Below are 19,604 nucleotides of genomic sequence, written 5' to 3'. Positions count from 1 at the left end.
TCTGATGTGCGGTTTCGTCTGAACGCACGTCTGTCCGACCCAGGAGACGGTCCACCTATGACCACCGCCCAACGGCCCGCCGATACCGTCGCGCTGCCCCAGGATCTGGTGCGGCCGCTGCTCCACCGGGCCGCCGCAGGGGGCGCGCCGTCGGTCGAGGTGTTCGCGCCCGCCACCGGCCACAAAATCGCCGATCTGCCGCAGTCCTCGATCGCCGATATCGATGCCGCGTTCGGCCGGGCCAGGCAGGCGCAGCAGGAATGGGCCCGCACCCCGGTCCGCACGCGTGTCGCGGTGCTGCGCCGTTTCCATGACATCGTGTTGGCCGAACAGGGCACGATTCTCGACATCGTGCAGACCGAAACCGGCAAATCGCGGCCGCACGCCTTCGACGAGGTCGGCGATGTCGCGGTGAACTCGCGCTACTACGCCGCCGTCGCCGGTCGGCTGCTGGCCACCCGCCGGCCGCGCGGCGTGCTACCGGCGCTGACCCGGGTCGACGTCCGGCACCGCCCCAAGGGTGTCGTCGCTGTCATCTCGCCGTGGAATTACCCGCTGGCTCTTGCGGTATCGGACGCGCTGCCCGCGCTGGTCGCCGGTAACGCGGTAGTGGGCCGCCCCGACAACCAGACCGCGCTGACCGCCCTGTGGGCCGTCCATGCCGCCGAACGTGCCGGGCTACCCACCGGCCTGTGGCAGATCGTGCTCGGCCGCGGCCGCGAGATCGGTGGCGAGGTGATCGCCCGCGCCGACTACGTCGACTACACCGGTTCCAGCGCCACCGGCCGGACCATCGCCAAGCAGGCCGGTGAGCGGCTCATCGGCTACTCCCTGGAACTCGGCGGCAAGAACCCGCTGCTGGTGCTCGGTGATGCCGACGCATCCGCCGCCGCAAAAACCGCTGTCCGGGCCAGTTTCGCCTCGGCGGGCCAGCTGTGCGAATCAATGGAACGTATCTACGTGCACGAAGCCGTCTACGACGAGTTCATCACCGAATTCATCGCAGGCGTCGAAGCCTTGACACTGGGCGCCGATCTGGCGTTCACCAGCGATATGGGTTCGCTGACCTTCCCGCGCCAGCTCGACACCGTCCGCGCCCATGTCGACGATGCCGTCGCCAAGGGCGCGAAGGTCCTCACCGGCGGCAAACACCGCCCCGACCTCGGCCCGTACTTCTACGAACCCACCGTGCTCACCGATGTTCGGCCCGGGATGACCGTGTACCGCGAGGAAACCTTCGGTCCCGTCGTCTCGGTGTACAAGGTGAGCAGCGACGAGGACGCCATCGAACAGGCCAACGACACCGCCTACGGTCTCAACGCCAGCGTGTGGAGCCGCAGCGGCAGCAGGGGCCGCGCGGTCGCGGCCCGGGTGAACGCGGGATCGGTGAATGTCAACGAGGGTTTCATCGCCGCGTGGGGTAGCGCCGACGCCCCATCGGGCGGTCTCGGTATCTCCGGCACCGGCCGCAGGCACGGTCCCGAAGGCCTGCTCAAATACGTCGACACCCAGACCATCGCCACCCAGCGGGTGCTGCCCATCGGGCCGCTGCCCGGGATGTCGGAAGCCACGTGGGCCAAGACTATGACGCTGTATTTCGGTGTCATGAAAAGGTTGCGCCAGAAATAACCCGCACCCTGCAGCAATCAGTCGGCTGATGAAGGAATGAACAGATGAAAATCGATTCGGTCGCGGGCAAGAAGGTTCTGATCACCGGCGCCGCCATGGGCCTTGGCCGGTTGTTCGCCGAACGCGCCGTGCGCGAAGGCGCGGCCGCGGTGGTGCTGTGGGATATCAACGAGGCCGCGTTGAAGGACACCGTCGCCGAAATGTCGGCGATCGGCGGCACGATCCATCACCAGGTGATCGACGTCTCCGATCGTGACGCCATCACCGCAGCCGCCGCCGCGGTGCGCGATGAAGTCGGCGATATCGACATCCTGATCAACAACGCCGGTATCGTGCGCGGCAACAAGTACTTCTGGGAAATCAGCGACCGCGCCGATATCGACAAAACGATGGCGATCAATTCGCTCGCCCCGATGTACATCACCCTCGAATTCCTGCCCGCCATGGTCGCGAACGGAGCCGAGGCGCGCATCCTCAACATCGCCTCCTCGGCGGGCCTGGTGCACAACCCGCGCATGAGCGTCTACGCCGCATCCAAATGGGCTGCGCTCGGCTGGTCGGATTCGGTGCGTATCGAACTCGAACACGCCGGGCATCAGCACGTGAAGGTGACCACGGTGTGCCCGACCTATATCAACACCGGAATGTTCGAAGGCGCCACAGGTTTCTGGTTGACACCCATCCTGGATCAGGACAAGGTCGTCGAAACATCCTGGAAGCAGATGAAGGACGGGACGCCGATCGTCATCTTGCCGTGGACGTCCCGGCTCAACAAGGCGCTATCAGGTGTGCTGCCGATCAAACTGCGTGACCTGTTCCTGAACACGGTCGGCGTTTACCGCTCGATGGATCAATTCACCGGACGGAAATAGGTCCGCGGTTTCGTGCCGACGGCGATGGTGGCGTGCCGGTCAGGGGAGTGGGCGATCCGCGGGCTGAGTGCGTGGTCGGCGAGGACGGCGGCCGCTGTTTCGGCTTGGCCCTCGCTGATCTCCACCAGCAGATGACCGCCGGGTGCGAGCCAGTGAGCGGCTTCGGTGGCGACCCGGCGGAAGATGTCGAGCCCGTCACCGCCGCCGTCGAGCGCGGTGGCCGGTTCGTGGTCGCGGGCTTCCGGTGGCATGCGCGCGATCATCGCCGACGGAACATAGGGCGTGTTGGCGAGCAGCAGGTCGACACGGCCCTGGAGACGCTCGGGCAACGCCTCGAACAGATCCCCCTGATAAACCTGCGCGTCGTATACGGCGAGATTGTCGCGGGCGCAGGCGACGGCGACGGGGTCGATGTCGGCGGCAATCAGCTCGACAGCGGGAACCGCGCCCGGCGTACCGCCTTGCTCGTCCAGAGATTCGTCCGCGCCCGAACGCACTGCGCCGTCCACGAACTCGGCGGCCGGTCTGCCGCGCTCGTCGGTGTTGTGGAGCGAAACCAGCAGCGCCAGCCCCAAAGCCCCAGAACCGCAGCACAAATCAACCACAGTGAGGGCTTTTCCCACACGGAACGATGCCAGCGCAGCGGCTTCATCGACCAGAAACGTCGTCCGCTGCCGAGGCACGAACACTCCCGCCCGCACCCCGACCCGTATCCCATGAAACTCCACCCACCCGAGCAAATACTCCAGCGGCGTCCCCGCGACCCGCCGCTGGACCAACTCGTCGAGCTCCCGCCCCGACCCGGCCGCATCCATCAGCAGCCGCGCCTCGTCCTCGGCGAACACACAACCAGCCGCACGCAACGTAGTCACTACTTCGATCTCGGAGGAATCCATAACCCCAGTCTGTTCACATCGCTGCCTGGCTTGCCTTCGATTTTTTGCACGGAACCGACGGGATAGTACGCACCGGACAGCCGCCGTGCTCTCGGAGCCACCCCGGCCATGTCCGAGATCTCAGCCGAGGCCCGCGGTCATATCGAGATGGGTGAGCCGGTCGCGGTCGGAGAGGATGCTGATGGTGTCAGCACTGCTCGGCAGAACGCACCAGACGGAACCCGACATCATCGATCCGTAGGGTGGGGTGGCTGCGGCGGCGAGCGGAGGCGCGGCAGCTCCACTGTTCGTCGAACCAGCCGCCGCCCCGCAGTACGCGATAGCTGCCGTACACCTCGGGGTCGTAGAGATCCCAGCACCAATCCCAGGTGTTGCCGAGCATGTCGTACAGACCCCACGGATTGGGCTGCTTGCCACCGACCTCGTGGAGCTGCTCGCCGGAGTTCGCGCGGTACCACGCGATTTCGTCGAGCGGCCCGTACCGCGGTTCCGTTGTGCCGGCCCGGCAGGCGTGCTCCCACTCCGCCTCGGTGGGCAGCCGGTACCCGTCGGCGGAGGTGTCCCACCGGATGTTCTCGCCGTCCGCGGCGACATGGTAGGCGGGAGTGAGGCCGTCGCGTTCGGACAAGGCGTTGCAGAAACGCACCGCGTCCCACCAGGAGACACTTTCGACGGGCATCTGCGCCCCGGCGGTCACACTCGGCGAAGAGCCCGTGACCAGCGCATATAGCTCCTGGGTCACCGGGAAGGCCGCGATCTCGTAGGGATCCAACGCGACCGACCATCTCCGCTGGGTCCGCCGGTCCGACAGCGTGACCTGCCCCGGCGGGATGGCGATCATTTTTCCGGAGCTTTCCTGCACAGCTCGTCAATCTACCGGTGATGAGATGTGTGCCACGGTCACCCTGTCGGAGTTGCAACTCTACCCTTACGGGAGGGTAGTGTTCGGGTCGCTGAGCGATTGCTGTTCGTCGATGCCCGGCAGTGTGGCCGGATGGATTCAGCCCCTGTGTCGATGTCCGCTCGGCTTCTTTCGACTTTCTGCTGGTCGGCGCCTACGCTCGATCGGCCGCGCCGGTGGGCGTGTATCCGTGGACGGAGTTTCGATGGTTTCGACGGTTCGTCGGCCCGATGATGCCGAGGGGTCGGTGTGGGCGGCGTTGCGCAGCCCGCGGCGGTTGCGGATCGAGGTGCTGGCCGGTTTGGTGGTGGCGCTGGCGTTGATCCCGGAGGCGATCTCGTTCTCCATCATCGCCGGGGTGGACCCGCGGGTGGGGTTGTTCGCCTCGTTCACCATGGCGGTCACGCTGGCCTTCGTCGGTGGGCGCCGGGCAATGATCTCCGCCGCGACCGGTGCGGTCGCGCTGGTGGTCGCTCCGGTCGTCAGAGAACACGGACTGGACTACCTGATAGCGACGGTACTGCTGGCAGGATTGCTGCAGGTCGTGCTGAGTGTGGTGGGGGTGGCCAGGTTGATGCGGTTCATCCCGCGCAGCGTCATGGTCGGTTTCGTCAACGCCCTGGCGATTCTGATCTTCCTGGCCCAGGTCCCGCATCTGCTCGGGGTGCCGTGGCTGGTGTACCCGATGGTCGCGGCCGGGCTGGCGATCATGGTGCTGCTGCCCAAGCTCACCACCGTGGTACCGGCACCGCTGGTGGCGATTGTGGCGCTCACCGCGGTCACCATGGCGTTCGCGTTACACGTGCCCGATGTCGGTGACGAGGGCGAGTTGCCGTCGAGCCTGCCGTCGCTGCTCATCCCGGACGTGCCGTGGACGCTGGACACAGTGCAGATCATCGCCCCGTACGCGTTGGCGATGGCGCTGGTCGGTCTGCTGGAGTCGTTGATGACCGCCAAACTCGTCGACGACATCACCGACAGCCACTCCGACAAAACTCGCGAAGGCTGGGGCCAGGGGGTGGCCAATATCGTCACCGGCTTGTTCGGCGGTATGGGCGGCTGCGCCATGATCGGCCAGACCATGATCAACGTCAAGGTCTCCGGTGCCCGCACCCGGCTCTCGACGTTCCTGGCCGGTGTGTTCCTGCTGATTCTGGTGGTCGGCCTGGGCGGGCTGGTCGCCCGGATCCCGATGGCCGCGCTGGTAGCGGTGATGATCATGGTGTCGGTGGGCACCATGAACTGGCATTCCATCGCCCCGAAGACGTTGCGGCGGATGCCGATCGCGGAAACCACGGTGATGCTGGTGACCGTGGTGGTCACCGTCGCCACCCACAACCTCGCCTACGGTGTCATCGCAGGCGTGCTCACCGCGATGGTCGCCTTCGCCCAGCGGGTTGCGCACTTCACCGAGGTGGTCAAGGTTCACGAATCCGATACCGATCACGACGGCGATATCGACACCCGTGTCTACAAGGTGCGCGGAGAGTTGTTCTTCGCCTCCAGCAACGACCTGGTCTACCAATTCGATTACCTCGGGGATCCGCACAATATCGTGATCGACATGTCCGAAGCACACATCTGGGACGCTTCCACCGTGGCCACCCTCGACGCGGTGACCACCAAGTACGCCGCGAAGGGGAAACATGTGGAGATCATCGGTCTCAATCCCGCTTCCGAAGCCCGCCACGAACGACTCTCCGGCCATCTCGCCGGTGCCCATTGAGCCATGAGCACCGACACCGAGGGCGGATACCTGCAGATCGGGCAGGTCGCCGAGCAGACCGAATTGTCGATCAAGACGATTCGCCACTACGACGACGTCGGCCTCGTCATGCCCTCGGCGCGGTCGGGGGGCGGGTTCCGCCTCTACACCACCGCCGACGTGGAGCGGTTGCTGGTCATCCGCCGGATGAAACCGCTCGGATTCACACTGGCAGAAATGAAACAGCTGCTCGACGCCTTCGATGTCCTCGCAGGCGACACCGCGACCGCCGCGCAGCGCAGCGCAGCAACGGAGTTCCTGCGCGAATGCCGGGGCAAGACCCGCGACAGCATCGACCGGCTGCGGCGCCACCTCGCCTATGCCGAGGAGTTCAGCGCTGTGCTCGATATCGGCTGACCGCCGCCGAGGATGTCCCTGGGGTGTGGTCGACCGAGGAACTGGCCCGCGAATTCCTCACCGAGGACCGTCCCAGCCGGCTCAGGCCGGTGACGTGAGGCGGCGGCGTATCGCGTAGATCAGCGCGCCCGCGGCCACGATCGCGGCACCGGCCACCACTGATTGCCCGGGCAGGGTGGATGCGAGTACCAGGCACCCGGCCAACCCGACCACAGGGATCGCCCGTATCGGGCGTCCCTCGGCCCGGGTCAGTGTCGCGGCGGCGGCGTTGGCGACGGCGTAGTAGAGAAGCACGCCGAAGGAGGAGAACCCGATCGCGGTACGGACGTCGGTGGTCGCCGCGGCAACGGCGACGATCACGCCGATGGCGAGTTCAGCGCGGTGCGGCACCCCGAACCGCGGATGCACCGCGGCCAGAGCGTGGGGCAGGTGCCGGTCGCGGGCCATGGCCAGGGTGGTGCGCGAGACGCCGAGGAGCAACGCCAGCAGTGACCCCAGCGCGGCGATCACGGCCCCGGCGCGGACCACCGGTTCCAGCCAGCCGGCCCCGGCAACCTGCACCACCGTCGTCAACGGAGCGGTCACGCCGGCCAACCCGTCGGGGCCGATCACCGCCAGCGCAGCAACCGCCACCAGCGCGTACCCGACCAGGGTGATGCCCAGCGCCAGCGGGACCGCCCGCGGGACAGTGCGGGCGGGATCGCGTACCTCTTCGCCGAGGGTGGCGATGCGCGCATATCCGGCGAAGGCGAAGAACAGCAGACCCGCCGCCTGCAGCACCCCACTCACCGACAGATCGGCACCGAACCCGAGCCGCGTGGCCTCGGCCGCGCCGGAGGCGAACGCGGCGGTTACCACCGCAGCGAGCACGGCGAGCACGAGCGCCACGATCACCCGCGTGACCACCACCGACTTCTGCACCCCGCGATAGTTGACCGCGGTCACCGCCACCACCGCCGCCGCGGCCACCGGATGCGCATGCTCGGGCCAGGCATAGCTCCCCACCGTCAACGCCATCGCCGCGCACGAGGCGGTCTTACCGACTACGAAACTCCATCCCGCCAGGTATCCCCAGAACTCGCCGAGCCGTTCGCGTCCGTAGACGTAGGTGCCGCCCGAGGCCGGATAGCGTGCGGCCAGCCGCGCCGAGGAGGTCGCATTGCAGTAGGCGACCACGGCCGCGACGGCCAGCCCGACCAGCAACCCCGACCCCGCCGCCCGGGCTGCTGGAGCCAGTGCGGCGAAGATGCCTGCCCCGATCATCGAGCCCAGCCCGATCACCACGGCATCGGTCGGTCCCAGGCTGCGGCGCAACTGCCCGGCTGCGGGGGCCGGTTCACCGGTCGACGCGTTTTCCGACACCGCAGCTCCTATTGATAACCGACGTCGGGGAGACGGTATCTCTGAAGAGAACATCCCGCCCACCGGCGCGGTCACCGGCAGGCGGGATGGGGTGCGGGTCAGTGGCCGTAGGTGAGTTGGAACGTCCGGATGGCGTCGAGGTAGATCCCACGTTGCGCGGCTTTGTCGGGTGGCGGCAGCTGGGACACCAACTGTTCGAGGGAGGTGGTTGCCCCGACGACGTGGCTGCCCGCGACGAGGAAATCGGCGACGGCGCGGCGGATGTGGTTCGGGGAGGTCACCACGACGGCGCTGGTGGCGCCGATATCGCGGAGGAGGTGAGTGCTGTACACGGCGTTCATGACGGTGGACCCGGCCCGGTTCTCCACATGGATGCGGGCGGCGGGGACGCCGCGGCCGACGAGCCAGTTACGCATGGCTTCGGCTTCGGTGATGCCGTTGCGGGGGTTGCCGCCGGTGACGACGATCGGCGAGAACGGGGACGCGATGGACTGGATCCAGGCGGCGGTGAGGCGGTTCACGAGTTCGGGACGCAGCGAGCCGTCGGGGAGCAGACCGTAGCCGAGTACGACGATCCCGGTCTGCGGGCCGACCAGGGCCGGAAGGGGATTGGGCAGGGTAGCGACAGCGGCGCGGACCGCGTTGATCACCTGGTCGGTGCCTGCGGCTATCCGCGCGTCTACGGCGCGGAGACGGGTCATGGCGTGAAGGTAGCCGGGGAGGTCGTTGGCGTAGTGGGCCCAGATGGCCTGCTGGGACAGGGCTGCGGGGTCGTCGGGGTGGTTGTCGACGAAGGTGAGCAGCCCGGCGCGACCGGCTTCGTCGTTGCCCGCGGCGAAATGGCGTAGCGCCGCATGGTAGAGCGTGTCGGTGCCGGGTTCGGCCTGGGCGGGGGAGCCGGCGAATCCAGCCAAGGCGGCGGCCGTGAAACCGGCCGCGGCAAGGGTTCTCAGATGTCTCGAGATCTTCACTTCAGGCAGCACCTTTCCACGTGGAACACGGGGTTTTTCGGTACATCAGCTGACAGTTGCGTTTTCCGAGCTGGGACCACGATACGACCGGTCGAGCCCGCCACCTGGTAATTGCGCGTCGGCGAACCGCCGACGCCGCCGCGACGATCCACGCGAGGTCAGGGGCTAGGGTGTCATCCCGTGGAAACCGTTTCGCTGACCGGCAAGGAGCTTGCCGCCGCCATCAATGCCGACACCGCCGAACGCGCCGCCGCCCTCACCTCCGGTGGACGCGCCCCGCGGCTCTCGCTGGTCGTCGCCAACGACGACCCGGCCAGCGCGTGGTATGTCAACTCGCTGCGTAAAGCGGCGGGACGTCTCGGCATCGACTGCGACACAGTCGATTTGGGTGCCGACGCGAGCGCCGACACGATCCGTTCCGAGCTGTCGACCCGCAGCGCCGACCCCGAAACCGACGCCATCATGCTGCAGACCCCGCTGCCCGCGGGGGTGCATCTGGACGATGTGAGCTCAGCCATCGCCGCCGTCAAGGATGTCGACGGGGTGAGCCCGCTGTCGCTCGGTCTGCTCGCCACCGGCCTCGACGGTTTCGTTCCGGCCACCGCCGAAGCGGTGGTCGAACTGCTCACCCATCACCAGATCCCGTTGAGCGGACAGCATGTCGCGGTCGTCGGGCGTTCCAATGTGGTCGGCAAACCGCTGGCCCAGCTACTGCTCGCCCGCAACGCGACCGTCACCGTCTGCCACTCCCGCACCACCGACCTGGCCGCGGTCACCTCCACTGCCGATGTAGTGGTCGCTGCCGCGGGCCGGATCGGCCTGATCAGTGGTGAACATGTGGGGTCCGGCGCGGTGGTCGTCGATGTCGGCACCAACGAAGCCCCGGACGGCGGCATCGTCGGCGACGTCGACGTCGACACCGTCCGCGGCGTCGCGTCGGCCCTGAGCCCGGTGCCCGGCGGCGTCGGCCCGGTCACCACCGCGCTGCTGATGCGGCACGTCGTCGTCGCGGCGGAAAACGCGCGCACCGCATAGCGCGCTCACAAGTAGCGAAGCCACACGTACAGCCAGGCCAGGATTGTGGTGAACACGGTGGTCACGATCCCGTACCGGGTGAACTGCCAGAACGTGATCGGTTGTTCGGCCCGCTTCGCGATCCCGATCGCGACCACGTTCGCGCTGGCCGCCACCGCGGTGCCGTTGCCGCCGAAATCGGCGCCGAGCGCGAACGCCCACCACAGCCCCTGCCCGGTCTGCGGGTCCGGTGTCCCGGCGACCAGGTCTTCGACCACGGGCGCCATCGTCGCGGTATAGGGGATGTTGTCGACGAAAGCGCCCAGCAGCGCCGACCCGAACACCAGTGATGTCGCGGCCAGGAAATAGTTGTCGCCGAGCACCGAGGTGGCCGCTTCGCCGATCGCGGAGATCACCCCGGTGTGCACCAGCCCCGCCACCATCACGAACAACCCCATGAAGAACACCAGCGTCGCCCACTCGACCTCACGCAGGATGTCGCCGATATCGAGCCCGGATACCAGCACCATCGTCCCCGCCCCGAGCAGCGCCACGACCGACGGCGCCACATGCAGCACACTGTGCAGCGCGAACCCGACGACCACCCCGCCCAGCACGATCAGTGACCGCACCAGCAGCGCCGGGTCGCGGATCGCGCGCCGCTCCTGCAGTGCCATCACCGATTCGATCGACCTGGAGTTCCCGCGCAGCGCCGACCGGAACATCAGCCGCGTGCCGAGCACGAACAGCAGGAAGGTCACCACGACGATCGGCGCCATATGGACCAGGAAGTCGTTGAACGACAACCCGGCCCGGCTGCCGATGATGATGTTGGGCGGATCGCCGATCAAGGTGGCCGCGCCACCGATATTGGAGGCCAGTACTTCGGCGATCAGGAACGGCTGTGCGGCGATACCGAGCCGGGCGCACACCACGATCGTCACCGGGGCGACCAGCATGATGATGGTGACGTTGTCCAGGAACGGTGACGCGACCGCGGTGATCAACATCAGCATCACCATCAGCCGGTACGGTTTGCCCCGGGAGCGTTTGGCCGACCAGATGGCCAGGAAATCGAACAACCCGGTGTGTTTGACGACGCCGACGATGATCATCATGCCGAGCAGCAGGAAGATGACGTTCCAGTCGATCCCCTCATGCGGGGAGAAGAACACCTCGTCGCCGGGAACGAGGCCGAGCACCGCCATCAATCCGGCGGCGATCAGCACCGTTTTCACTTTGTCTGCTTTTTCGGTGGCGATGAAGAAGAACGCGACCACGAAGATGATGACGGCCAGGGCGGCGGACATGGTTCAGCTCGCTTCCGTCGGCCTCGTCCGGAGCCGGTTGTGGTCACTCACCCGGACCTGCGATCGCCAAGCTGGCCAGCAGCCGTTCCAGGGTGATCGCGCCCAGCAGGGTGTGGGACCGGTCGACCACCGCGATCAGGGGACTGTGTTTATCCGCCATCACCGTCGAGATCTCGAGCAGTGTCGCGTCCGGGGCGACGGTGGCCGGTTTGGCGGGCCGCTCGGGCAGGCAGTCACCGACGGTGTAGCTGCCCGATTCCTGCCAGAACAGGTCGGCGTGCACCTCGTCGATGGTGCGAGCCAGCGTCGAATCGCTCTGGTAGGAACCGGGGATGGCCAGCCGCAGCACCTGGGTGCCGGGCAATACCGTCAGCGGACGCTGCTGAGCGTCCACCACGATCAGTCCGGGTAGCCGTTCGACCACCATCAGCCGCATTGCTTTGGCGACCGGGTCGCTGGTCCACACGGTCGGCACCGTCACCGCGATATCGCGTGCTTGCATCGCGCTTCTCCAAGTGGTGGGCTGGGATGTGCTCATCGGGGTTCTCACTTTCCGGTGAGGTGGTCCAGTCGGCGCTCCAGTTCGGCCAGCCGGTTGTGTACATCGGCCAGCCGCTCGTGCACCGAGCGGCTCTGCAGCAGCTGCGCAACCTGATCTGCCTCGTCGAGTTCGAGTGCGATATCGACGACCGGCTCGTCGTAGCCGTCCCGGTAGGCCAGCAGATGACGGGCCTGATCGGCTTTCACCAGCAGTGCGAAACGCGCCCCGGAACGGCTGCACAAGTGGTGCAGCACCCCGGCGCCGGGGACTGTCGTCCGGTCGATCTCCATCCGTTGCGCTCCCTTCGGCCGCGGCATCGGCGGCTGCGCCTTCGAGTTTTCGCCGCTACGCGAATCGGTGAAATCGGGCGAAACACCCATTTGTGTGCGGGGTGGACGGTCGCGGCGCGACCCCGGATGAGAGTTGCCCCCCATAGACACCGCGCGGGCGCACGCCCATGCTGGGGTTATGAACGGTCTCGCAGTGCCGCGGGGATGGTCGGGGTCCTCCGGCGATGTCGTGGCTCCCCGGACACCGGTGCATGCACTGTTCCGGCGGGTCTGCGTGATCAACGGTTTGGTGTTCACGCTCGGCACGCTGGTACTCGCGCTGTCCCCGGCCACGGTGTCCTCGCGGGTCCGGCTGACCGAGATACCGGTGCTGGTGATCGGCCTCGCGGTGATCCTGGCCGCCAACGCTTTCCTGCTCAGATCGAGCCTCGCGCCGCTGGACGAGCTGGTGACCTCGATGCGGCGAGTGGAACCGCTGCGCCGCGACGGCCGCAGCGACCGCCGCGGTAACGGCGACCTCAACCATCTGATCGAAACCTTCAACACCATGCTCGACCGGCTGGAGTCGGAGCGCTCCATCGCCAGCGCGTCGGCATTGGCCGCCCAGGAAGGTGAACGCCAGCGCATCGCGCGCGAATTACACGACGAGATCGGCCAGAGCCTGACAGTGGCGTTGTTACGGCTCAAACGGGTGGTGGACCGGGCCCCGGAGGAACTACGCGACGATGTGCACAGCGCACAGGAAACGGTGCGCGGCTGCCTGGACGAGGTGCGTGGGATAGCGCGCAGGCTGCGCCCGGATGTGCTCGAAGACCTTGGTCTGCCCAGCGCGCTGCACGCGTTGTGTCACGAATTCGGGCGCACCGCGGGATTCGACGTCACCCGTAAAATCGAGCCGAACCTGCCGCGCCTCGACCCCGATGTGGAGTTGGTGTGTTACCGCGTCGCGCAGGAGAGTTTGACCAATATCGTGCGGCATGCGGAGGCGAGCAGTGTCGAGTTGCGGTTGGATGCCGCGGGCGATCGGATCACGGTGTGCATCCGCGACGACGGGCACGGCGGCGTGGTCGCCGAGGGAGCGGGTATCCGCGGGATGCGTGAACGTGCCTTGCTGGTGAACGCGGAGCTCACGATCACCTCACCCCCCGGCGGCGGTACCGAAGTGCGGCTGGTGATCCCCCCTCGGCATCTGCGGAACGGACTCTGAGATGGCCGAACCGACCCGGATCCTGCTCGCCGACGATCACGCCCTTGTGCGCAGCGGTCTGCGGATGATCCTGGAAAACGAACCGGACCTGACCGTGGTCGCCGAGGCGTCCAACGGTTTCGAAGCCGTCGCTGCCCTGTCCGAACACGATATCGACCTGGTCATCCTCGATATCGCGATGCCGCGCATGACCGGTATCCAGGCCGCCCGCGAGATCACCCGCACCGATGCGGAAGTGCGGATCCTGATGCTGTCGATGTATGACAACGAACAGTATTTCTTCGAATCGCTGAAGGCGGGCGCGTCCGGTTTCGTGCTGAAATCCGTCGCCGACCGGGACCTGCTCGAAGCCTGCCGGGCCACCATGCGCGGCGAATCGTTCCTGTATCCCGGCGCGGTCACCGCCCTGGTGCGCGACTATCTGCAGTTGATCCGGCAGGGGATCGACCTGCCCGACGCCATCCTCACCCCACGTGAGGAGGAGGTGCTCAAGCTGATCGCTGAGGGCATGTCCACCAAAGAGGTCGCCGACACCCTCTTCATCAGCGCCAAAACAGTGGACCGCCATCGCGCGAACATCCTGCAGAAACTCGGTTTACGCGATCGATTGGCCTTGACCCGCTATGCGATCCGATCGGGCCTGATCGAACCCTGAATCCCACCTGCTCGACTCGCGGGTTGCTCACCGTTCGCGGTAGGTTGCCCTGCGGCCGGGATGAACACACACACCGGTCGCCATACAGTGTCGAGCTAAGGTTGTTGTTGTGAACGTGGATGTGACGCCGCTACCGGGAATCGGCGTACGCAAGGATTTTCCGCTGGCGGGGGTCCGCCGACGAATCGGCGTGATCGACCATAAAGACGGCACGATCGACCTGATCTTCACCAAGGTCGGCGATCCGGACACCACCACCCAGATCCCGTTGACCGAGGCCGAAGCGGGTGTGCTGGCGAATCTGCTCGGCGCCCCGCAACTCGTCGCGCAACTGCGTGCCGAACACCGCGATATGGAAGGCGTCAACACCCGCCAGCTCGCCATTCGTCAAGCCTCGCCGTACGACGGGCGCACCCTCGGGGAAACCCAGATGCGGACCCGTACCAAAACATCCATCGTCGCGGTGATGCGGGCAGGGCAGGTGCATCCGTCACCCGGCCCCGAATTCGCGTTCACCGCGGGAGATCTGCTGGTTGTTGTCGGAACAGGTGAGGGGCTCGACGCCGCCGCCGATATCCTCACCAACGGCTGACCCGGGGTGATGAGTGCTACTACGCTGGCTCTGATCCAGCTGGGGGCGGTGTTCTTCGGGCTGGGTGTGCTCGGGCGCGTCGCCGCACGATTCGGTATGTCGCCGATCCCGCTGTATCTGGTGGGTGGTCTCGTCTTCGGTGACGGCGGGCTGATCGAATTACACGAGGCGGATGCCTTCATCCATCTCGCCAGCGAAATCGGCGTGATCCTGCTGTTGCTGCTGCTCGGCCTCGAATACAGTGCCGCCGAACTCGTCACCGGAATGCGAAGATCATGGCCTGCGGGCCTGCTCGATATCGTGCTCAACGCGACGCCCGGGGTGATCGTCGCGCTGATGCTCGGACTGGGACCGACCGGCGCCATCGCGATGGCCGGGGTCACCTATATCTCGTCGTCGGGCATCGTCGCCAAAGTGCTCAACGATCTGGGGCGGCTGGGTAACCGGGAAACCCCCGTCATCCTGTCGATCCTGGTCTTCGAAGACCTCGCGATGGCCGCCTACCTACCGGTGCTCACCGCGGTACTGGCCGGGGTCGGCTTGCTGGCCGGCCTGAAAACGCTGGGCATCGCCCTGATCGCGGTCACCCTGGTCCTCGTGGTAGCGCTGCGCTACGGCCGCTACGTGTCGGCGGTGGTCGCCAGCGAGGACCGCGAAATCTTCCTGCTCAAGCTGCTCGGCGCGGCGCTGCTGGTGGCCGGTATCGCGTCGGCGGTGCAGGTGTCGGCCGCGGTGGGCGCGTTCCTGCTCGGTATCGCGATCTCCGATTCCACCGCGCACAATGCGACCAAAATCCTGGAACCGCTGCGCGATCTGTTCGCCGCCCTGTTCTTCGTACTGTTCGGCCTGAACACTGATCCGCGGAGCATCCCGCCGGTGCTGGGCTGGGCGGTGCTGCTCGCCGTGGTCACCACCGTGACAAAAATTGCCACCGGCTGGTGGGCGGCGAGCCGCTCCGGGGCCAGTGTGCTCGGGCGCGCCCGTGCGGGTGCGGCGCTGGTCGCGCGCGGCGAATTCTCCATCGTCATCGCAGGCCTGGCCGTCGCCGCGTCCGCTGTGCCCGCCGAGTTCGCCGCCCTGGCCACCACGTATGTGCTGCTGATGGCCATCCTCGGCCCGATCACCGCCCGCGTGGTTGAACCCGTGATGGGCCTGATCATGCGAACCCCGAAACCGACCGTCGACGTCCCTGAGGAGTGAACCCGGCACCGCCCCAACCGCTCCGGCGGATCCCTACCTGCCGGTATTGCCGGGTTTCCGGGCGGGCGGTAGGGTTCGCGGGAAGGTCAGCTGGGGAGGGCCGATCCGCGCTGGATGGGCTTTCGTCGATTCACGTCGGTCACGTCGGTAAGGAAGGGGGCTGGATGTCCGGTACAGCCAGGATCGCTCGTGGTGTCGCAGTGGTTGTCGCGGTGATGCTGGTTCTTGCCGGATGCGGGGAAACCAGCGGTGACAGCGGGAAACGCAATCGCGGCGCGGATGTGCAGCACAATGGGAGCGCGGCGACGACGACGGCGCAGCAAGCGGCGCTGTGGGACCCGTGTGCGTTACCGGAAACGGCGACCGACAAGACCGGCCTCGACGCGTCATCGAAGAAGACTGGGATAGCAGGCGTCGACTTCACCGAGGCCGGCTGGAAAGTGTGCAGCTGGCGCTCGGAGGCGCGCTGGTACACGCTGGCCATCATGTCGGGCGCACCTACCCTCGACGAGGTGAAGAACCGGCCTGATTTCACGGGTTTCGCACCGCGGTCGATCGATTCGCGCGAAGCTGTTCAGTACAAGTCGGTCGGCGATACCGACGGCCACAAATGCGGTATCGCTGTCGAGTTGTCGCAGGGGGTTGTACTCTTCGATGTTCAGGTGCGGTACTCGGTCGGTCGGCAGGGAGATCCGTGTGCGGAAGCCGAGCGGCATGCCAGTGATCTGGCAAGCTACTTGCCGAAGAGCTGAAGGGGGAGTGTATGGATATCGGAGGTGTGAATCCGGCGGAATGGCAGCGTCTACTCGATCGAGCGAACGCTGGTGAACTGACTCTGGACCCCGATGCTGCCAAAAATCTCGACAAGGTCTGCGACACCTATTTGGACCGGCTCGATGGCGTTCTCGATGCCGCCCATCAGGTGGGTGTCGTTCAAGGGTTCGGCCCGTTTCCTTCCGGGCAGGCGTTGCAACAAAAGTTTTCTCTGAAAGGCACGGGCACACCCCAGTCCATCGATGCGATCATCAAAGAACACATCGAAACGGTGAAGCTGATCAAGCAGGTCGTCGCGAAATCCATCGCTAATGCCGAAGCGGTGGATCAGGAGAACAGCCAACGAATCGTCGATACGGGCTCTCAATGACCGATTACGAGGATTACCGGCAGCGGATAATCGACGCGCAGACGCAGTGGAACCAGGAGCGTTCCGCGATCTATATCGCGTCGATGCTGGTGGGCAGCGGTTTCGAAGGTGATTTGGAGCCTCCGACGATTCCCGGCCCGGACAACTACGACACCATGACGCTGGCGCAGATGGTGGAAGCCGTCGAGAAGATGAACCCGGCGCTGGTGCAGGCGGCGGGCAAGACCTGGTTCAAGATCAGCTCCGAGTTGCAGGACGCCGCCGAGGCGTTCAACAGCGAGTTCCGGAAAACTGTCGAGGGCGACGGTGGTACGCGGGCGTGGGGTGGTGTCGCCGCCGACCAGGCGGTTGCGAGCGTGCAGCGTTACACCGGCCAGACCGAAGTTTTGGGTACCGCGGCGCATCTGGTCGGGCTCAAACTCAACGAGATGGAAACCGGGCTGAACCAGACCAAGGCACTTATGCCGTTGGTCTCCGAACGCCCCGACCTGCGCGGTAAAACCCTCCCCGCCGAGGGCATCATGAAGGAAGGCGATTACACCGAGGAGGAGGCGGAGAACGAGGGCAGGCGGGTCCTGCGGACCGTCTACTCCCAGGTCGCTCATCAGTCCGACCACGGTGTTCCGGTATTGCCCAGCGCGCCCGTGGTCGTCGACGACGGGGGGCCGGGACCGGCGCAGACAACCGGCAGGCCGAGTACCGCCGGTCAGCAGGATGATCCGGGTTCCAACCCGCAGCAGCCGCAGCAGGGTGAAACACCGCAGGATCCGGGTGAGCAGCCGCAGGGCACCCCGAACGAGAACACCACGGCGGCGAGTACGACACCGCAGACGGCGCCGACCCCGACCGATCCCGGCCGCACAACCATATCGGCTCCGACGAATACGCCCTCTACGACGCCGGGCACCCCGTATGTTCCGACCACCACGGGCAACCCGAACACGCTCGGCCGTCCGAGCAGCCCGGGAACCCCCGGCAGCCCGGGCCGTCCGAGCACACCGGGCGCCCCCGGGACACCGACAGGCCCCGCCCCGGGCCGCAGCATTCCGGGCACGCCCCAGACGCCCCAGCAGAACGGTGTCGCCCCAGCCGCCGCGGCGCGAGCGAATGGTGTCCCGGCGGGACGCGCGGGTATGCCGGGAATGCCGATGGGTATGGCACCGAGTGTGGGACGCGGCCAGGACGAGGAACGCAACGGCCAGTCGGCGATCAAGGAGTACCTGATCACCAAAGAACACGGCGAAGAACTCACCGGCCTCGACCGCATCCCCAAAACCGTTCCGCCCGTGCTGGGAGACGACGACCGATGAGCAATTGGCGTTTCACCGGTTTGGAGTTCGATATCCTCTGGACCGCGTTCGGGCACGACCGGTTGCCGTACCCGCTGCGGTTCCGGCCGGTTGCCGAGGATTTCGAGGATCTGCGCAGCCAGCGTGAGGCCGCGGTCGCGGTGCTGTTGGACAAGTACTATTCACCCGAACTGGTCCGCGTGCTCGACCTTCTGCGCGAACCGGAAGTCCGGGTGGAACTCAAGGGTTTCGGTAATACCGATATGGCCCGGACCTACCGTTTCCACGGCGCGATCAGCGGCACCGCCGGCGCCACCCTGGTGCAGTTACCCGGTGTGGACGACGACACCGGCGGCGACGTGATCGTCGCCAACTGTTCCGCCGGGCAGGTCCCCGCTCAAGCCGTCTCCGCGCTACCGCCCGTGGCGGCGGGAAAGCACGGCCCGCTCGAGGTGCGTCGCGAGGAGATCAGCGCCGACCGGGAACGGTATGTGCGGAATTACCATGAGGACAGCCTGGTCCAACGCCTGGACCGCATCTTCAAACGCCCCCGCCACTCCATGGGTGAAATCCGCATCTTCCCCGGCCCCGCCGTCGACGCCCGTCCCGCCTTCAGCCGCGGATTCTGGTGGATGGACTACGACGACGGCCGCTACTACGTCCGCACCGGCGACCCGATCGTCGCCAAACCCATCTCGGCCCGCGCCATGGCCGCCGAGATCACCCGGCTGGCCGGGCTGACCCAGCGGTTCTATCGGGAAGACCGAGAACACGACGATTACCTGCGCACGCGCCGCTGAGCCGCCTTGGCCACCGGCATACCTGAGTCCCATGCCCCGGCAGCCACAGGGGTGCTGAAAGCGCCCGGCTCGGCACGTACCGACACGTTCCGGCGCCGCAGCACATACGTCTGCGTCGAAGTCGCCTGCCGCGCCCCGTGTAGCAACTCCCGCCACTCGGCCTCGGTCGACACAGTTCTCTTCGGCCGCCCGGTCCTCGCTACCGGCGAAATCTGCGTGTACTAAACGTGTTTCAGGAGCGGAGCGCTAGTTGTTGCGGGGCAGGAGGTTGATGTCGGTGAGGCAGCCGCATGGGGCAGCCTTTGGAGGGGCTGGCGATGACCGGCGGGGGCATGGAAAGGACGACGACTCACCCACCGTCGTGATCGGTGTCATCCCAGCTCCGCAGTGACTCTAGGACGCGCACAAGTCCTGTGGCGCGTCCGCTGAGCGAGTACCGGACGCGCGGAGGAAAATCTGCCCGGCGGTCCCGGTCAACGATGCCGGATGCTGTGAGCAGGGCTAACCGCTCGGCCAACACCTTGTCCGATATCCCGGGAATATCTGCGGAGAGCTCCTGATAGCTGCGTGGCCCGTGGAGCAGGGCTAGGAGCAAATGCGCGGTCCACCGCCTGCGCAGCAACTCGATCCCAGTCTCGATCGGGCATCCCGGGCTGCCAGACGCCGGCAGTGGGACCGGACAGCGTCGCCGTACCTCGAGTGCCGGATCCCTCACTGTTTGGTGAGCCACGACATGTCTCCCTAGCTTCGTTGATGGTGTTCATCCATCGCCAACACACGTCCGGTGCCAAACCATCCAGCAAGAGAGG

At 66.4% G+C, this 19,604-nt stretch carries 21 protein-coding genes; 13 read left to right on the top strand and 8 right to left on the bottom strand.

What is annotated here, in order from left to right; translation table 11 throughout:
* The first annotated feature begins 57 nt into the window (after positions 1-57).
* Positions 58-1,629, top strand: a complete 1,572-nt coding sequence (locus tag B0T44_RS04045; protein WP_077116354.1) for a succinic semialdehyde dehydrogenase — start codon at positions 58-60, stop codon at positions 1,627-1,629.
* A gap of 44 nt (positions 1,630-1,673) precedes the next feature.
* Positions 1,674-2,501, top strand: coding sequence for an SDR family NAD(P)-dependent oxidoreductase (locus B0T44_RS04040; RefSeq protein WP_077116355.1), 828 nt, complete (start codon positions 1,674-1,676; stop codon positions 2,499-2,501).
* Here B0T44_RS04040 and B0T44_RS04035 read toward each other — a convergent pair.
* The gene (locus B0T44_RS04035; protein ID WP_077116356.1) at positions 2,480-3,397 is read right to left on the bottom strand and encodes a HemK family protein methyltransferase; all 918 of its coding nucleotides are present in this window, start codon (positions 3,395-3,397) and stop codon (positions 2,480-2,482) included. The two genes, B0T44_RS04040 and B0T44_RS04035, sit on opposite strands and share 22 nt — an antisense overlap.
* Positions 3,398-3,584: 187 nt before the next feature.
* Positions 3,585-4,259, bottom strand: coding sequence for a formylglycine-generating enzyme family protein (locus B0T44_RS04030; RefSeq protein ID WP_497006529.1), 675 nt, complete (start codon positions 4,257-4,259; stop codon positions 3,585-3,587).
* A 244-nt stretch (positions 4,260-4,503) separates the two neighbouring features.
* Between B0T44_RS04030 and B0T44_RS04025 the strand changes: the two genes are divergently transcribed.
* On the top strand, positions 4,504-6,024 hold the full coding sequence (locus B0T44_RS04025; RefSeq protein WP_077116448.1) for a SulP family inorganic anion transporter: 1,521 nt from the start codon (positions 4,504-4,506) through the stop codon (positions 6,022-6,024).
* Positions 6,025-6,027: 3 nt separating this feature from the next.
* Positions 6,028-6,420 carry a MerR family transcriptional regulator gene (locus B0T44_RS04020; protein ID WP_077116358.1) on the top strand — a complete coding sequence of 131 codons (393 nt, stop codon included), beginning with the start codon at positions 6,028-6,030 and terminating at the stop codon, positions 6,418-6,420.
* 81 nt (positions 6,421-6,501) lie between these two features.
* Here B0T44_RS04020 and B0T44_RS04015 read toward each other — a convergent pair whose 3' ends face one another.
* Both B0T44_RS04015 and B0T44_RS04010 read right to left on the bottom strand, forming a co-directional pair.
* Positions 6,502-7,782, bottom strand: a complete 1,281-nt coding sequence (locus B0T44_RS04015; RefSeq protein ID WP_254893653.1) for an APC family permease — start codon at positions 7,780-7,782, stop codon at positions 6,502-6,504.
* Between the two features lie 98 nt (positions 7,783-7,880).
* Positions 7,881-8,753 carry a YdcF family protein gene (locus tag B0T44_RS04010; protein WP_081511579.1) on the bottom strand — a complete coding sequence of 291 codons (873 nt, stop codon included), beginning with the start codon at positions 8,751-8,753 and terminating at the stop codon, positions 7,881-7,883.
* 180 nt (positions 8,754-8,933) lie between these two features.
* On the opposite strand from B0T44_RS04010, the gene B0T44_RS04005 reads away from it, so the two are divergent.
* Positions 8,934-9,788, top strand: a complete 855-nt coding sequence (locus B0T44_RS04005) for a bifunctional 5,10-methylenetetrahydrofolate dehydrogenase/5,10-methenyltetrahydrofolate cyclohydrolase (protein ID WP_077116360.1) — start codon at positions 8,934-8,936, stop codon at positions 9,786-9,788.
* Positions 9,789-9,793: 5 nt separating this feature from the next.
* Here B0T44_RS04005 and B0T44_RS04000 read toward each other — a convergent pair whose 3' ends face one another.
* The 3 genes from B0T44_RS04000 to B0T44_RS03990 are packed head-to-tail and all read right to left on the bottom strand — an operon-like array spanning position 9,794 to position 11,908.
* The gene (locus B0T44_RS04000; RefSeq protein ID WP_077116361.1) at positions 9,794-11,077 is read right to left on the bottom strand and encodes an ArsB/NhaD family transporter; all 1,284 of its coding nucleotides are present in this window, start codon (positions 11,075-11,077) and stop codon (positions 9,794-9,796) included.
* A gap of 43 nt (positions 11,078-11,120) precedes the next feature.
* Positions 11,121-11,615: a CBS domain-containing protein gene (locus B0T44_RS03995; RefSeq protein WP_245839210.1), complete on the bottom strand. Its 495-nt coding sequence runs from the start codon at positions 11,613-11,615 to the stop codon at positions 11,121-11,123.
* Between the two features lie 8 nt (positions 11,616-11,623).
* A complete protein-coding gene (locus B0T44_RS03990; RefSeq protein ID WP_077116450.1) occupies positions 11,624-11,908 on the bottom strand; it encodes a cation:proton antiporter regulatory subunit in 285 nt (94 codons plus the stop codon).
* A gap of 178 nt (positions 11,909-12,086) precedes the next feature.
* Between B0T44_RS03990 and B0T44_RS03985 the strand changes: the two genes are divergently transcribed.
* The 8 genes from B0T44_RS03985 to B0T44_RS03945 all read left to right on the top strand — a co-directional run bounded on the left by B0T44_RS03985 (position 12,087) and on the right by B0T44_RS03945 (position 18,795).
* Complete coding sequence (locus B0T44_RS03985) at positions 12,087-13,115, top strand: sensor histidine kinase (protein ID WP_077116363.1); 1,029 nt, start codon at positions 12,087-12,089, stop codon at positions 13,113-13,115.
* Position 13,116: 1 nt separating this feature from the next.
* Complete coding sequence (locus B0T44_RS03980; protein WP_077116364.1) at positions 13,117-13,770, top strand: response regulator; 654 nt, start codon at positions 13,117-13,119, stop codon at positions 13,768-13,770.
* A 109-nt stretch (positions 13,771-13,879) separates the two neighbouring features.
* Positions 13,880-14,362 (top strand): cation:proton antiporter regulatory subunit, encoded by a 483-nt coding sequence (locus B0T44_RS03975; protein WP_077116365.1) that lies wholly within the window; start codon positions 13,880-13,882, stop codon positions 14,360-14,362.
* A gap of 9 nt (positions 14,363-14,371) precedes the next feature.
* Entirely contained in the window at positions 14,372-15,562 is a 1,191-nt protein-coding gene (locus B0T44_RS03970) for a cation:proton antiporter (protein ID WP_077116366.1), read from the top strand.
* A gap of 164 nt (positions 15,563-15,726) precedes the next feature.
* Positions 15,727-16,314: a DUF3558 domain-containing protein gene (locus tag B0T44_RS03965; protein WP_081511547.1), complete on the top strand. Its 588-nt coding sequence runs from the start codon at positions 15,727-15,729 to the stop codon at positions 16,312-16,314.
* A gap of 11 nt (positions 16,315-16,325) precedes the next feature.
* On the top strand, positions 16,326-16,706 hold the full coding sequence (locus B0T44_RS03960) for a hypothetical protein (RefSeq protein ID WP_077116367.1): 381 nt from the start codon (positions 16,326-16,328) through the stop codon (positions 16,704-16,706).
* Positions 16,703-18,016: a hypothetical protein gene (locus B0T44_RS26295; protein WP_077116368.1), complete on the top strand. Its 1,314-nt coding sequence runs from the start codon at positions 16,703-16,705 to the stop codon at positions 18,014-18,016. The genes B0T44_RS03960 and B0T44_RS26295 overlap by 4 nt, the downstream gene beginning before the upstream one ends.
* The gene (locus tag B0T44_RS03945) at positions 18,013-18,795 is read left to right on the top strand and encodes an ESX secretion-associated protein EspG (protein WP_077116369.1); all 783 of its coding nucleotides are present in this window, start codon (positions 18,013-18,015) and stop codon (positions 18,793-18,795) included. Before B0T44_RS26295 ends, B0T44_RS03945 begins: the two co-directional genes overlap by 4 nt.
* A 349-nt stretch (positions 18,796-19,144) precedes the next feature.
* On the opposite strand, the gene B0T44_RS28465 is transcribed toward B0T44_RS03945, so the two are convergent.
* Positions 19,145-19,510: a winged helix-turn-helix transcriptional regulator gene (locus tag B0T44_RS28465; protein ID WP_368025865.1), complete on the bottom strand. Its 366-nt coding sequence runs from the start codon at positions 19,508-19,510 to the stop codon at positions 19,145-19,147.
* Positions 19,511-19,604: the final 94 nt, after the last annotated feature.

The sequence above is a fragment of the Nocardia donostiensis genome (assembly GCF_002081715.1).
Classification (GTDB): Bacteria; Actinomycetota; Actinomycetes; order Mycobacteriales; family Mycobacteriaceae; genus Nocardia; species Nocardia donostiensis.
This window is presented reverse-complemented; position numbering and strand designations above follow the sequence as displayed.